The 12,603-nt window shown below is 46.3% G+C and carries 14 protein-coding genes; 12 read left to right on the top strand and 2 right to left on the bottom strand.

Translation table 11 applies throughout. The annotated features are described in order from the left end of the window. Nucleotides 1–38 precede the first annotated feature (38 nt). A complete protein-coding gene (locus tag DWX57_RS11035; RefSeq protein WP_015533899.1) occupies nt 39–377 on the bottom strand; it encodes a P-II family nitrogen regulator in 339 nt (112 codons plus the stop codon). Between the two features lie 304 nt (nt 378–681). Here DWX57_RS11035 and clpX point away from each other — a divergent pair, with 304 nt between their 5' ends. The 9 genes from clpX to DWX57_RS10990 all read left to right on the top strand — a co-directional run bounded on the left by clpX (nt 682) and on the right by DWX57_RS10990 (nt 9,130). Further along, nucleotides 682–2,169 (top strand): ATP-dependent Clp protease ATP-binding subunit ClpX, encoded by a 1,488-nt coding sequence (gene clpX, locus DWX57_RS11030; protein ID WP_117549250.1) that lies wholly within the window; start codon nt 682–684, stop codon nt 2,167–2,169. Nucleotides 2,170–2,445: 276 nt separating this feature from the next. Then, on the top strand, nt 2,446–3,012 hold the full coding sequence (locus DWX57_RS11025; RefSeq protein WP_117549249.1) for a manganese efflux pump MntP: 567 nt from the start codon (nt 2,446–2,448) through the stop codon (nt 3,010–3,012). Between the two features lie 97 nt (nt 3,013–3,109). Further along, a complete protein-coding gene (locus DWX57_RS11020; RefSeq protein WP_120124227.1) occupies nt 3,110–4,948 on the top strand; it encodes a DUF885 domain-containing protein in 1,839 nt (612 codons plus the stop codon). A 138-nt stretch (nt 4,949–5,086) separates the two neighbouring features. Next, nucleotides 5,087–6,748 carry a S8 family peptidase gene (locus tag DWX57_RS11015; protein WP_120124224.1) on the top strand — a complete coding sequence of 554 codons (1,662 nt, stop codon included), beginning with the start codon at nt 5,087–5,089 and terminating at the stop codon, nt 6,746–6,748. A gap of 9 nt (nt 6,749–6,757) precedes the next feature. After that, a complete protein-coding gene (locus DWX57_RS11010; RefSeq protein WP_120124222.1) occupies nt 6,758–7,168 on the top strand; it encodes a hypothetical protein in 411 nt (136 codons plus the stop codon). Nucleotides 7,169–7,269: 101 nt separating this feature from the next. After that, a complete protein-coding gene (thrH, locus tag DWX57_RS11005; RefSeq protein ID WP_015533894.1) occupies nt 7,270–7,872 on the top strand; it encodes a bifunctional phosphoserine phosphatase/homoserine phosphotransferase ThrH in 603 nt (200 codons plus the stop codon). A 14-nt stretch (nt 7,873–7,886) separates the two neighbouring features. Further along, nucleotides 7,887–8,381, top strand: a complete 495-nt coding sequence (locus DWX57_RS11000) for a hypothetical protein (protein WP_118758296.1) — start codon at nt 7,887–7,889, stop codon at nt 8,379–8,381. A 41-nt stretch (nt 8,382–8,422) separates the two neighbouring features. Continuing rightward, entirely contained in the window at nt 8,423–8,776 is a 354-nt protein-coding gene (locus DWX57_RS10995) for a hypothetical protein (protein ID WP_055273339.1), read from the top strand. Nucleotides 8,777–8,800: 24 nt separating this feature from the next. Beyond that, complete coding sequence (locus tag DWX57_RS10990; protein ID WP_120124219.1) at nt 8,801–9,130, top strand: DUF308 domain-containing protein; 330 nt, start codon at nt 8,801–8,803, stop codon at nt 9,128–9,130. A gap of 74 nt (nt 9,131–9,204) precedes the next feature. Here the strand turns inward: DWX57_RS10990 and DWX57_RS10985 are convergent, their stop codons facing one another. Beyond that, the gene (locus DWX57_RS10985; protein ID WP_117549238.1) at nt 9,205–9,753 is read right to left on the bottom strand and encodes a hypothetical protein; all 549 of its coding nucleotides are present in this window, start codon (nt 9,751–9,753) and stop codon (nt 9,205–9,207) included. Between the two features lie 140 nt (nt 9,754–9,893). On the opposite strand from DWX57_RS10985, the gene DWX57_RS10980 reads away from it, so the two are divergent. The 3 genes from DWX57_RS10980 to DWX57_RS10970 are packed head-to-tail and all read left to right on the top strand — an operon-like array spanning nt 9,894 to nt 12,590. Then, entirely contained in the window at nt 9,894–10,775 is an 882-nt protein-coding gene (locus DWX57_RS10980) for a polysaccharide deacetylase family protein (protein ID WP_243106225.1), read from the top strand. 19 nt (nt 10,776–10,794) lie between these two features. Next, nucleotides 10,795–12,099 (top strand): bifunctional folylpolyglutamate synthase/dihydrofolate synthase, encoded by a 1,305-nt coding sequence (locus DWX57_RS10975; protein WP_243106224.1) that lies wholly within the window; start codon nt 10,795–10,797, stop codon nt 12,097–12,099. Then, a complete protein-coding gene (locus DWX57_RS10970) occupies nt 12,099–12,590 on the top strand; it encodes an HD domain-containing protein (protein WP_120124215.1) in 492 nt (163 codons plus the stop codon). Before DWX57_RS10975 ends, DWX57_RS10970 begins: the two co-directional genes overlap by 1 nt. The last annotated feature ends 13 nt before the right edge of the window (nt 12,591–12,603 follow it).

The following is a 12,603-nucleotide window of genomic DNA, read 5'->3' as shown; positions in this document are numbered from 1 at the left end:
AATTTAGAAAAAGGAATGATATTGGATACCTGTGCTTATTAGAGCGCTGTCTCTCCACGCTCGCCTGTACGGATACGAACGACATCTGCCACATCATATACGAAGATCTTACCATCACCGATCTTACCTGTGGATATTCTCTCGCAAACCTTGAAAATGATCTTGTCCGCAACATCGTCTGCTGCGATGGTCTCGATCTTTACCTTTGGAATAAGGTTCACAACATATTCGCTTCCTCTGTAAGTTGTCTTATATCCCTTCTGATTACCGTAACCCATGATGTTTGATACCATGGCACCTGTTGATTCACACTCATCAAGTATTGACTTTACATCATCAAGCTTTTCTGAACGAACTACGATTTCAAGTTTCTTCATAATTACAGTCCTCCTTTTACCCGTTGGATTTATTTTTTATGATTATAGCATAGCGAAAAATCCAATTCCATAGCACTTCGCAAATGCCGAAATTTTAAAACGATTCGAAAGATGCCAGCGGTAAAATAATACAAAAAACAGACAAATGACTTAATATTATTAAGGGGAAAATGATGGTATGAGGAGTTTGGTCACGGCTATTTTACAGTAATTTCATATTTGCAGGTGTTGGTAAATGTGGTATATGTGTGTTATTATATTTCTGACTGAGACTATATGTATAATCAGGAAAGGAAAATGAGATATGGCAGAGAATTATGATGATATAGATAAGAAGACACCGGATACGGTGGATACCGATGGACATGCATCGGATGATAAGGACAACGATGACGACTACGAGAAATACTGCTACCTGTGCAGGAGACCGGAGAGCGTGGCCGGCAAGCTGATACATATGCCTGGAGATATAAATATATGTGCGGACTGCATGCAGAGATCATTTGACAGCTTTAACAATTCCGGTTTTGGCAACATGCCGGGGCTTGGCAATATGCAATTCATAGATCTTACGAACATGCCATTTGGCAATATAGACATGTCCAAGTTCAAGGCACAGAATGACGTGCCAAAGTCACAGAAGGTCAAGAAGAAGGCGCCAAAGGAAAAGAAGCAGGAGGAAGAGCTCACGCTTAAGACCATTCCGGCTCCTCATAAGATCAAGGCTATGCTGGACGAGTATGTTGTGGGACAGGAATATGCCAAGAAGGTTATATCCGTGGCTGTATACAATCATTATAAGAGGGTTCTCACAGATACCATGGATGATATAGAGATAGAGAAGTCCAACATGCTGATGGTGGGACCTACAGGCTGTGGTAAGACATATATAGTCAAGACCATAGCAAGACTTCTCAAGGTGCCTCTCGCAATAACTGATGCCACAACTCTCACTGAGGCCGGTTATATAGGCGATGATGTTGAGAGTGTTCTGTCAAAGCTTCTCGCCGCCGCCGACAATGATGTGGAGAAGGCAGAGAGAGGAATCGTGTTCATAGATGAGATAGACAAGATCGCCAAGAAGCAGAACAGCAACAGCAGGGATGTGAGCGGTGAATCCGTACAGCAGGGACTGTTGAAGCTGCTTGAGGGTGCGGATGTTGAGGTACCTGTGGGATCGGGCAGCAAGAATGCTATGGTTCCCATGACGACCATCAATACAAGAAACATACTGTTTATATGTGGAGGAGCATTTCCTGATATAGAGGAGATCATCAAGCAGAGGATCAGCAAGCAGGCGTCCATGGGCTTCAAGGCTGAACTCAAGGACAAATATGATGATGATCCGAATCTGCTGAGACAGGTTACAACCGAGGATCTCCGTGAGTTTGGCATGATACCTGAGTTCCTTGGAAGACTTCCGGTACTCTTCACACTTGATGCGTTGGACAAGGATATGTACGTGAGCATACTCAAGGAGCCTAAGAATGCGATATTAAAGCAGTATAAGAAGCTCCTTGCACTGGATGAGGTGGATCTTAGATTTGACGATTCGGCATACGAGGCGATAGCCGAGGAGGCGATCAAGAGGAAGACGGGAGCCAGAGCATTGCGTGCAATTATAGAGAAATTCATGCTGGATATCATGTACCAGATCCCAAGGGATGACACCATAGGAAGGGTGACCATCACAGGTGATTATATAAAGGGCAAGGGAAGCCCTATCATAGAACTGCGCGGAACACCGGCACTTGAGGAGGCAAGCGCAACTCAGATCGATAAGCAGGACTGAACAGATCTGTAATGACAATAATGCGATAACAGGAAAATGCTACTTGATAATATTTTATCAATATGCTAGAATATCACCGTTCATTAAGGGAGTAGTCAGCGCAGAGCTTGCGTTGTGATATCAACATAATGATTGACAGCCATCGGTCGATGATGGCGTGAATCTGGTATTACTGTAGATGATGAGACTTTCTGGACAGCTTTTAGCTGCCCGGGAGGTCTCTTTTTATATGTGTCTGTGACTGCATCCGTCAAATCTATATCAAGGAGAAAAATTATGAGTATTGCAGAGTTATTCCTGTTGGCAGTTGGTCTTTCAATGGATGCATTTGCCGTGTCTATCTGTAAGGGGTTGTCCCTGCGCAACATCAAGGTGAAGCATATGCTTATCGCAGGTGCGTGGTTTGGAGGATTTCAGGCACTTATGCCGACGGTAGGATATGTCCTCGGAAGCTTTTTTGCAGATCTGGTAAGCAAATGGTCACACTGGATCGCATTTGTGCTCCTCCTGTTCATCGGCGGAAGCATGATCAAGGAGTCGTTTGGCGGGGAAGAGGAAGTAGATGCAGATATGAGCTTTAAGGTCATGTTCCTTCTGGCGGTTGCAACCAGCATAGACGCACTGGCGGTTGGAGTGTCATTTGCATTCCTCAAGCTGTCCACTCTGTATATCATACTTGCGGTATTATTCATAGGATGTATCACATTCATATGTTCAGCGGTCGGAGTGAAGATCGGAAGTATATTCGGAACAAAGTACAAGTCAAAGGCTGAGCTTGCCGGAGGTATCATACTTATACTCATAGGAGTAAAGGTTGTTCTGGACGGACTCGGTATATTGTAACCTTAACATAAAATAAATGGACAATAGTATGGTTTATGGCATACAATGTGTAGATAGGTTATGTGAAGGGACAATATATTAAGTAAGGAGTAGATGTATGACCAGATTCAAAAAGAATATGAGAAGATTTGTCGTGGCTGCTGTTGTCGGAGCCATGGCCATGTCGATGACTGCATGTACTTCTCATATGTTTGATGAGAAGACTATCACAGGAACAATAAAGGATAATGCGGACAACTACACAAAGGTGCAGAAGGAGTTCGAGGAATATCTGCACGATGAGTATGTGGACAGTGTGACATCGGACACACTCTCGTACAACTATGAGATAAAGGATGGGGATGCCCTGGGTATTCCTGAGCCGGAGGTATCTCTGGGCGATTCGGATATGAGCGATGAGGGAATCAAAAAACGTAAGGCTGAGTTTGATGAGTCCTTTGACAAGCTCAAGTCATTTGACAGGGACGATCTCACGGAGAGCCAGCAGCTCACATATGATATACTTAATCAGTATCTGGAGACGGAGTCAGAGGGTTATCTGAACATATACCTCAGCGAGCCGTTCTCACCTATGAAGGGACTGCAGTCTAATATATCCACATATTTCACAGACTACCGTTTTGACGACAAGGGTGATGTGGAGAGATATCTCCAGGTGCTTGGAATGGTAAGGGATTATTTTGATGACAATCTAGAGTTTGAGAAGACAAAGTCCGAGAAGGGATATTTTATGAGTGATGCCGTGTGCGATAAGGTCATCGAGCAGTGCGAAGACTTCATCAAGGACAAGGACAATCACTTCATGATACAGGTGTTCAACGATAACATCGAGGCGCTGGACTTCCTGACTGCGGACGAGATAGCCGATTTTGAGGAACAGAATAAGAAGGCCGTTGCGGAAAGTCTTATACCTGCATATGAGGATGTTATAGATGTGCTGTCATCGCTCAAGGGAACCGGTAAGAACCAGGGCGGTGTGTGTGGCTATGAAGGTGGTAAAGAGTATTACGCTTACCTTTTGAAGGACGCTGCGGGAACTGATAAGACACCTGAGGAAGTGGCACAGATGCTGGATGACAACCTGTCAGATCTCATGACAGATCTGTATTCCATAGCCATGACACAGTACGATTCATATGAATATTTTGTGGAGCACTACGATGACCTCTTTGGAGACAGTGACTCAAAGGAGCCTTCAGAAATAATAGATATACTCATGAATACAGCCACCGAGAACTACCCAGACTTTGGAGAGATAAAGTATCAGGCGAAGAAGCTTGATAAGAGCCTTGAGGATATTCAGGAGAATACGCTGGCATACTATATGTCACCTGCGATCGATGATCAGGACAACAACCTTATCAGGGTAAATGGCAAACATACGGATGGTATGTGGACCACACTTGCCCATGAGGGATATCCGGGACACATGCTGCAGAATGCATACTACATGTCAACAGATCCTGAACCGGTACGTACCATATTAAGCTTCCTTGGATACAAGGAGGGCTGGGCAATGTATGCGTGCTATGATGCCATAAACTATTACACATTTGATGGGGCATCTGATTCGGACACCGTTGCAAAACTGTACAGGTTAAACGATGAGATCAATTATCTTATAAGTGGAAGGATCGATATAGGAATCAACTATGAGGGCTGGTCACTGCAGGAAGCAAAAGATTACCTGAATGAAAAGGGATTCAACGGCGATGCCGCCGACGATCTGTATACTACCATGATAGGTGATCCTGCCGTATACCAGAGTTATTCAACAGGCTTCTATGAGATACAGGAGATCAGGGATTATGCTGAGGAACAGCTTGGATCAAAGTTTGACCTGAAGGAGTTCAATACAGTCGTTCTCGAGACAGGTCCATGCCAGTTCAATATCCTGAAGCAGCAGGTTCAGAAGTATATTGATACAAAACAATAAAATAGAATATAGCCGGTACATATAATGTACAGATGGAGACATACCGCAGCCGGAGAAATTTCCGTGCTGCGGTATTTTTGTGTAAAGATTCGGAATTTGCTGCATATACTATATAGATTGCCCCTGGAGGAATGTGCGGTGATATCAGATGCTGCTTACTCAGAGGATTATGTGGAATATATAATAGAATACAACGGAGACAGGGAAGCTCTGATGGATCTGTATCAGCCATACGGGCTCAACATAATAGACGACAGATATGCGGTGGCATATCAGCCGTTTCCGGCCGGGTATATGGAGAGTTTTTCAAGGCTTGAGTACAATCTTTTCCCAAAAGTGTACGGCCTGATGGACGATGTGGGGGCTCTTGAGGCTATAGGGGTTATCAATATCCAGCAGGAAAATATACTCGGACTCACCGGAAAGGGGATGCTGCTTGGCATCGTCGATACGGGGATCGATATATTTGGCAGTTCATTTGTGCGGGATGGGGGTAAGACAAAGATACTTGCGGCGTGGGATCAGACTGTGGAGGAGGCTGACAACGCATCATACGGCTACGGCAGGGAGTATAGCACGGAGGAGATACAGGCTGCTGTGGATGAGAGACAAAGGATATTGACGGATACCACCGGGCATGGAAGCTTCTGCGCGGGAACGGCTGTGAGTGTGGCTCCGTCGGCAGACCTGGTGGTGGTGAAGTTAAAGCAGGCAAAGGAGAATCTCCGCAGCTTTTATGGTATTCCATCGGATGCAAATGCGTACAGTGAGGTTGACATAATGACAGCGATAGCATATCTGCTTGAGCAGCAGAAAAAGCTGCGCATGCCTATGAGCATACTCGTGACGCTTGGGACCAACAGTGGAAGCCATACGGGGGCGGGAGCGCTGGACAAATATATAAACAACATAGGAGATCTTCAGGGGTTTGCGGTATCTGCTGCCGGTGGCAACGAGGGGAGAGCAGGACATCATTATTCCGGGATCGTCACAGGGGCATATGATGTCGTTGAGATCGATGTGGCAGATCACAACAGCTTTACACTTGAGATATGGGGTAAGTCCACCAATACCTACTCGGTGGCCATAGAGATTCCCGGCGGGGAATTTATAGAGAGGATATCGCCGAGGTATGACAGGAGCTCGATCATCCGTCCGATATTTGGAGGTGGGATGATATATGTCGACTATTTTCTCGTAGAGGATTCTGCTGGGCAGGAGCTCATCATGCTCAGATTTATAACCCCGGCAAATGGTATATGGCGGATAAGGGTGTACGGTGTTGGAACCACGGAGCTCAGCTTTAACGCGTGGCTGCCCATAAGCAGCTTTGTATCCCCGGGGACGAGATTTGTGTCAAGTGATCCGGGAGTGACCATAACCAGCCCGGCGGTGGCGGAGACTGCGATATGCACTTGCGCATATGATCACTCAAATGGTAATCTGTATATCGACAACAGCAGAGGCTATACGGCGGACGGCAGGGTGAAACCGGATCTTCTCGCTCCCGGAGTGAATATAAGGGGAGAAGGAGCCAGCGGGGAGACGGTTATAAGAAGCGGCACCTCAGTGGCGGCTTCGTACACTGCGGGCTGCAGTGCCATCATGCTTGAGTGGTCGTATGGGAGAAAGATGATAAGGAATATAAACGGCAACCAGATAAGGGGCTACCTGATAAGGGGAGCGGTGAGACCGGGAAGTTCGGGCGGGCTTTTGGAGATCAGGCAGTATCCGAATCCCGAGTGGGGATATGGCCTGCTGAACATTTACAATACATTTGAAAGTCTCAGGAATGTGTGAGGATAAGTTATGGAAAGAGCATGCAGAGAAGAGCTGGCGAGCGGCGGTACGCTAATAATAAGTGAGAATGACTTCAGGATAGAGTATTTCTTCCCGGGGCCGGATGGACGCTATGGTGGAGTGAGGGTCAATATTCCGGGAAGGAAAGTTGAGACCTATATGAGGGCATGGCAGAAGAATTATGAAAGGTACGAAGAGCTTCAGAAGGCGGCGGGTGCAAGTGTGGTGAAGAGACCGGCTGCGATGAGAGGTGAGTGCGGAATGACGATACGGACCGGTTTCATGGACGGAGTATACCTGAAGGGAAGCCACATGAGAGTGACGAAAAGGGTGCAGCTCGACATGATAATCCGGGATTATGGATACGCTCTGGACAGATGGAAGAAGTCTGGGCAAATGCCTGAAAGTAGTGATTGTTAGTCTGCGTGATACTGTGCTATAATGCATCTGTGTGGTCAGAAACGGGAGGAGTATGACATGCATTAATTCACACTATTTATAAGAACGGAGGATAATATAATATGTATATAACATGTCTTGATTTAGAGGGAGTACTGGTACCTGAGATTTGGATCGCATTTGCGGAGGCAAGCGGAATACCTGAGCTTAAGAGAACAACAAGGGATGAGCCTGACTACGATAAGCTCATGAACTGGAGACTTGGTATACTTAAGGAGCACGGACTTGGACTCAAGGAGATACAGGAGACTATAGCAAAGATAGATCCTATCCCTGGAGCAAAGGAGTTTCTGGATGAGCTGAGATCCATAGGACAGGTGATAATCATAAGCGATACATTTTCACAGTTTGCAGGCCCTCTCATGAAGAAGCTCGGTTACCCTACAATATTCTGTAATGAGCTGATCGTTGCAGATGACGGTGAGATCACAGGCTTCAAGATGAGATGCCCACAGTCGAAGCTCACAACAGTCAAGGCTCTGCAGTCAATCGGCTACGACACTATAGCAAGCGGTGATAGCCACAACGATCTGGGAATGATCTATGCGAGCAAGGCAGGCTTCCTGTTCAAGAGCACAGATCAGATCAAGGCGGACAATCCTGATCTTGAGGCATTTGAGACATACGATGAGCTTCTTGCGGCCATCAAGAAGGCAATGGACTAGTTGGAGATACAGATATGAAGTACAAGAGTGTAGATGAGATCGAGACGCTCTCTTTCAGGGATGCGACTCTGATCAGATGTATATATTCGGAGAAGCAGGGAATCCTGGAATTTGAATTTGACGGCGCGGTAGTCAGAGAGGACAACTCTGCAAATGAACTCTATACTGACAGATATGCCAGTGATATGCAGGTCAGATTCACTGAGCCTGAGATCGAGGCATTTCTGCTCGAGGGTCATAAGTATTACGATGCGAACGATGTCCTCCAGGAGTCAGTACCAGATAAGCCTGTGGACAGGGCGGACTATGAGGATGTGCTGAAGAGCTTTGAGGGCAAGGTTGTATTTTATTCGGGTCAGCCAAAGGAGATGCTCAAGTCTTCGGAGAATGCTGACAGAAAATGCTATCAGATGATAATAGATGTGGATGAGGAATCCTATGTTCTGAGTTTTTACTATGATAAGGTGATCGCACAGTGGGAGCACTTTATGAACAAGGTGATGAACTAGCCTGACGGTTCGGCAGGGATCAGGAAAGGAAGATGCGGCAGATGGCAAAGAGGATACGCCGGTATATAGCATATATTGATGAGCTTTTAAAGAGGAATGATGTGGACTTTGCACGGGAGGCAGAGAGACATCTCACGCAGGTAGGATTTTTCATGCATGAGAGACTTATCCACCTCATAGTGCTGGTATTGTTTGCCGTATTGACGGTTGCAACATGTATAACATTTGTCGTGACGGCCAATATATCGCTGTTGATACTTGCACTTGCATTCATGGTGCTGCTTGTTCCATACATAATGCACTATCATCTTCTTGAGAACAGTGTCCAGTATATGTATGAGCAATACGACAGAATGCTCGAGAAGGCGGGCATAGATGCGTTTGTAAACAGATGATTGGTGAAAGGCGGTAAAGCATATATGTTCAATTTCGTTATGGGTATCGTGATGATCGGAATAGGCGCAATAAGTGTGGCTCATGCATTTTTTTCAAAAAATATGGCGGGCTTCATATTCTTCGGCATACTGATGATCGGATTCGGAATAGTGGAGCTGGTCAGATCCAGGGGCGTAAAGGCCAGAAAGAAGGCTGCCAGAGACAGAGAGTTTGACATGTACAATCTCATTGCGTCGGAGATGGGAGTCAAGATCAATCCGCTCACAGGAGAGATGCTGAGCTCAGACAAGACGGGTGAAGACGAACCAGTGACTGTTACTGAAGCTGATGATGCAGCGGATGTGGCAGAATAAGAACATAGAATAAAGCGGCATGGAGGTTTTCAGATACCTCCGTGCCGCTTGTTTTTTCATGCGGGATATTTCATCTATTTATAATCAGAGAAATCATACTCTGCAAATGTCTTCCCGTGCTCATCGGATCTGTACACCTTGCCATCGCTGGAGTCGATATAGAAATCACCGACCTTGGTGTCGCCCTCTTTATTGTTGTCGTGGAGCTCGATGTGGTAGCCTGTTTTTCCACCGGAAAATTCTGTGAGATCCTTGTCACTGTTGGCAACCTCGAATCTTCCGTCACCTGCGGGAAGCTGATCCATGAACCAGTCCTGGGCATCATCGAATGAACCGAAGATGCCTGACACGGTGTTTCCCACGCCGTCAGCGACATCCTTTACACCGTCGGCCACGCCGTCAGCGACATCCTTTACAGCGTCGGCTGCTCCGCCTACAACGCCTTTGTCAGATGAGTCGGTGCTGTTTTCCTCAGAGCTGTTACCATTCTGAGCCTCAGATGTTGTCTGGGTGCTGGCTGCTGAAGATGAGCCAGTGCTTGAAGCACCGTTTGAATTGCCACAACCACAGAAGAGGATCATGGTGAGTGTCATACACGTCACAAGTAAAAAGTATTTTTTCATTGTACATGTTCTCCTTTTTTTAATATTTGCTATTTATATTCTCCGTATATCTGAGAAATATTCATGGCATAAAAAATAGACACATAATTAAAAATAAAAAATAATATAATAGAAAAAATGCTATAGGCGGCGAGGATCATTTGAAAAAAATTGACAATGTGCAGGAGGTGACTGACAGATGGCAGTATATTATGCTGGCGGTTGCCATATTTCTTGCCATAATTTTCTGTTGTTATTACATAATCAGCCAGTCGAGGTGGGGCTTTTATACTGCCGGAGGGCCGGTCAGGCAGCAGGCAAATGTCCTGGGGGCGGATGAGAGCACACCATCGGAGGTGGATGGGGCAAATGATACCGGGGAGATGCAGCCGGAGAAGGACGAAACGGAGTCTGATGCGGAGCCGGAGATAACGAAGAGGGCGTATCTCACATTTGACGATGGGCCATCCGGGAACACAGTGGAGATACTGGATATCCTTGATAAATACGATGTGAAGGCAACATTTTTTGTCGTGGGGCGCGACAAGAGCTATTATGATGCCTACCGGGATATAGTGGATAGGGGACATACACTGGGGCTTCATTCGTACACCCATGATTACGATAAAATATATGGAAGCCTTGCTGATTTCTCCGAAGATATTGAGGAATTGCGAAATTTATTGTATGATGTAACAGGTGTAAATTGTGTATATTACAGATTCCCGGGCGGCAGTTCAAATACGGTATCCAGAGTGGATATGAACACCCTGATAGACTATGTGAATGCCGAGGGGCTTATATATTATGATTGGAATGCGCTGAACAATGATGCCGTGTGTGGCAGCTACACGCCGGAGCAGCTTGTCGACAATATCATGAATGATGCACTGCAGCACGACGATGTGGTCATATTGATGCATGATCTTGAGTCGAGGCACACCACGGTGGAATCACTGCCGATGCTCATTGAAAGACTCCGGGATGATGGGTATGAGCTGCTGCCTATAGATGAGAATGCACCACTTATCAGGCACAGATGAGAAGGGACGGATATATGCCATGACTTATGAAGAGGCAAGAAGTTATATAGAATATACGGACACCATGGGAAGCGTTCTGGGGCTTGACAGTATAAAGGAGCTGCTGAGAAGGCTGGGCGATCCGCAGGACGCAGTCCCGGTTATACATATAGCAGGAACAAATGGCAAAGGTTCGATATGCGCATTTCTGGACGAGATACTTGAGAGTGCAGGATACAGTGTGGGAAGATATATATCTCCGACGATATTTACATATCTTGAGAGATTTCAGATAGATAAGGAATATATGTCTGAGGAGGATTTTGCCGTATATCTTGAGACGGTGAAAGATGCAGTGGATGACATGGTGTCGGACGGCTGGGGAAGACCCACATCGTTTGAGACGGAGACAGCGGTGGCGTTCTGTTATTTCTGCGACAAAAAGGTCGATTTCCTGTTGCTTGAGACCGGAATGGGAGGCCTGGAGGATGCCACAAATGTGTGTAGCCACCCGGTCTGTACGATAATAGCAAGTATAAGCATGGATCACATGCATTTCCTCGGGAATACCCTGAGGGAGATATACAGACAGAAGCTTGGAATATTGAAAAAGAACTGCCCATGTGTGGCGTACCCGCTTGCCTCAGAGCTTGAGGATATGTGGGATATGGCATGTGAGCAGAATAATATATCGGACTTGGCGGTACTTATCAGGGAGAAGGATATAGAGATATGCAGAGAGTCAGTAGGTGGAAGTGAATATATATATGACGGACAGAGATACGAACTTCAGGTTCCGGGCATATATCAGATATATAACAGTGCCACAGCGGCTGCGACCGCACATGTTCTCATGAGGCTTGGATATGAGCTGACTGAGGATGACATAAGGAGAGGACTTAAAGCGACGTTCTGGAAGGGAAGATTCCAGAAGCTTATGGACAAACCTCTCGTGTATGTGGATGGCGCACACAATCCGGGAGGCTGGAGAGCACTTAGACAGAACATAGATGAGTATTTTGCCGGAAGAGACCTCATATATATATGTGGGGTGTTCAAGGACAAAGACTATGAGCAGATGCTCAGGATCATGATGCCGGGGGCTTCTGCGTTCATAGCAGTTGAGCCGGATAACCCGAGAGCACTTTCAAGGCATGAGCTGAAAAGGCTGGCAGGGACATATATAGATGAAGTCTATGAGCAGGAAGATGTGGACGATGCCGTGAGGCTGACGATGACGCTGGCTGATGACAGGCAGGATCCGGTGGTGATTGTATTTGGCTCGCTGTCATTTATTGGGCCGATCATAGACCGTGCGGAACATGGAGGATATATAGAAAGCTGATGCAGACAGAGATGGACAGAGTGGACAGGATCATATACAACGATGAATACAGACGTCTCATGGAGACTGTGCGGAACAAGGAGACCGACAGGATATTCTGCAGGCATGGACTTGAGCACTGCCTGGATGTTGCCAGGATAGCGTATATAATGAATATCGAACAGGGATATGCGATAGACAAGGAGATCATATATGCCGCGGCACTTCTTCACGATGTGGGACGGGCATATCCTGATGACACCGGCAGGAAGCATCATGAGCTGAGTGTTGAGTATGCGGGCAGGATACTGGAGCAGTGCGGATTTTCCACGCAGGAGAATGAGCAGATATGTGATGCCATAGGCTCACACAATACAGACGGTGCTGAGCGGGAAGGACTGGCATATGTGTTGTATAATGCGGATAAGCTGTCTCGAAACTGTTTTGACTGCAAGGCATCAGATCAGTGTTACTGGCTGGAGAGTGCACGCAATACAGGGATAAAATATTAAGGGAAGTACCAAG

Source organism: Coprococcus sp. AF19-8AC (assembly GCF_003603115.1).
Classification (GTDB): Bacteria; Bacillota; Clostridia; order Lachnospirales; family Lachnospiraceae; genus Coprococcus; species Coprococcus aceti.
This window is presented reverse-complemented; position numbering and strand designations above follow the sequence as displayed.

Excerpts from the sequence above, each read along its gene's own strand:
- DWX57_RS11035 (WP_015533899.1), bottom strand. The coding sequence starts at position 377 with ATGAAGAAACTTGAAATCGTAGTTCGTTCAGAAAAGCTTGATGATGTA.
- clpX (WP_117549250.1), top strand. The coding sequence starts at position 682 with ATGGCAGAGAATTATGATGATATAGATAAGAAGACACCGGATACGGTG.
- DWX57_RS11025 (WP_117549249.1), top strand. The coding sequence starts at position 2,446 with ATGAGTATTGCAGAGTTATTCCTGTTGGCAGTTGGTCTTTCAATGGAT.
- DWX57_RS11020 (WP_120124227.1), top strand. The coding sequence starts at position 3,110 with ATGACCAGATTCAAAAAGAATATGAGAAGATTTGTCGTGGCTGCTGTT.
- DWX57_RS11010 (WP_120124222.1), top strand. The coding sequence starts at position 6,758 with ATGGAAAGAGCATGCAGAGAAGAGCTGGCGAGCGGCGGTACGCTAATA.
- thrH (WP_015533894.1), top strand. The coding sequence starts at position 7,270 with ATGTATATAACATGTCTTGATTTAGAGGGAGTACTGGTACCTGAGATT.
- DWX57_RS11000 (WP_118758296.1), top strand. The coding sequence starts at position 7,887 with ATGAAGTACAAGAGTGTAGATGAGATCGAGACGCTCTCTTTCAGGGAT.
- DWX57_RS10995 (WP_055273339.1), top strand. The coding sequence starts at position 8,423 with ATGGCAAAGAGGATACGCCGGTATATAGCATATATTGATGAGCTTTTA.
- DWX57_RS10990 (WP_120124219.1), top strand. The coding sequence starts at position 8,801 with ATGTTCAATTTCGTTATGGGTATCGTGATGATCGGAATAGGCGCAATA.
- DWX57_RS10985 (WP_117549238.1), bottom strand. The coding sequence starts at position 9,753 with ATGAAAAAATACTTTTTACTTGTGACGTGTATGACACTCACCATGATC.
- DWX57_RS10975 (WP_243106224.1), top strand. The coding sequence starts at position 10,795 with ATGACTTATGAAGAGGCAAGAAGTTATATAGAATATACGGACACCATG.
- DWX57_RS10970 (WP_120124215.1), top strand. The coding sequence starts at position 12,099 with ATGCAGACAGAGATGGACAGAGTGGACAGGATCATATACAACGATGAA.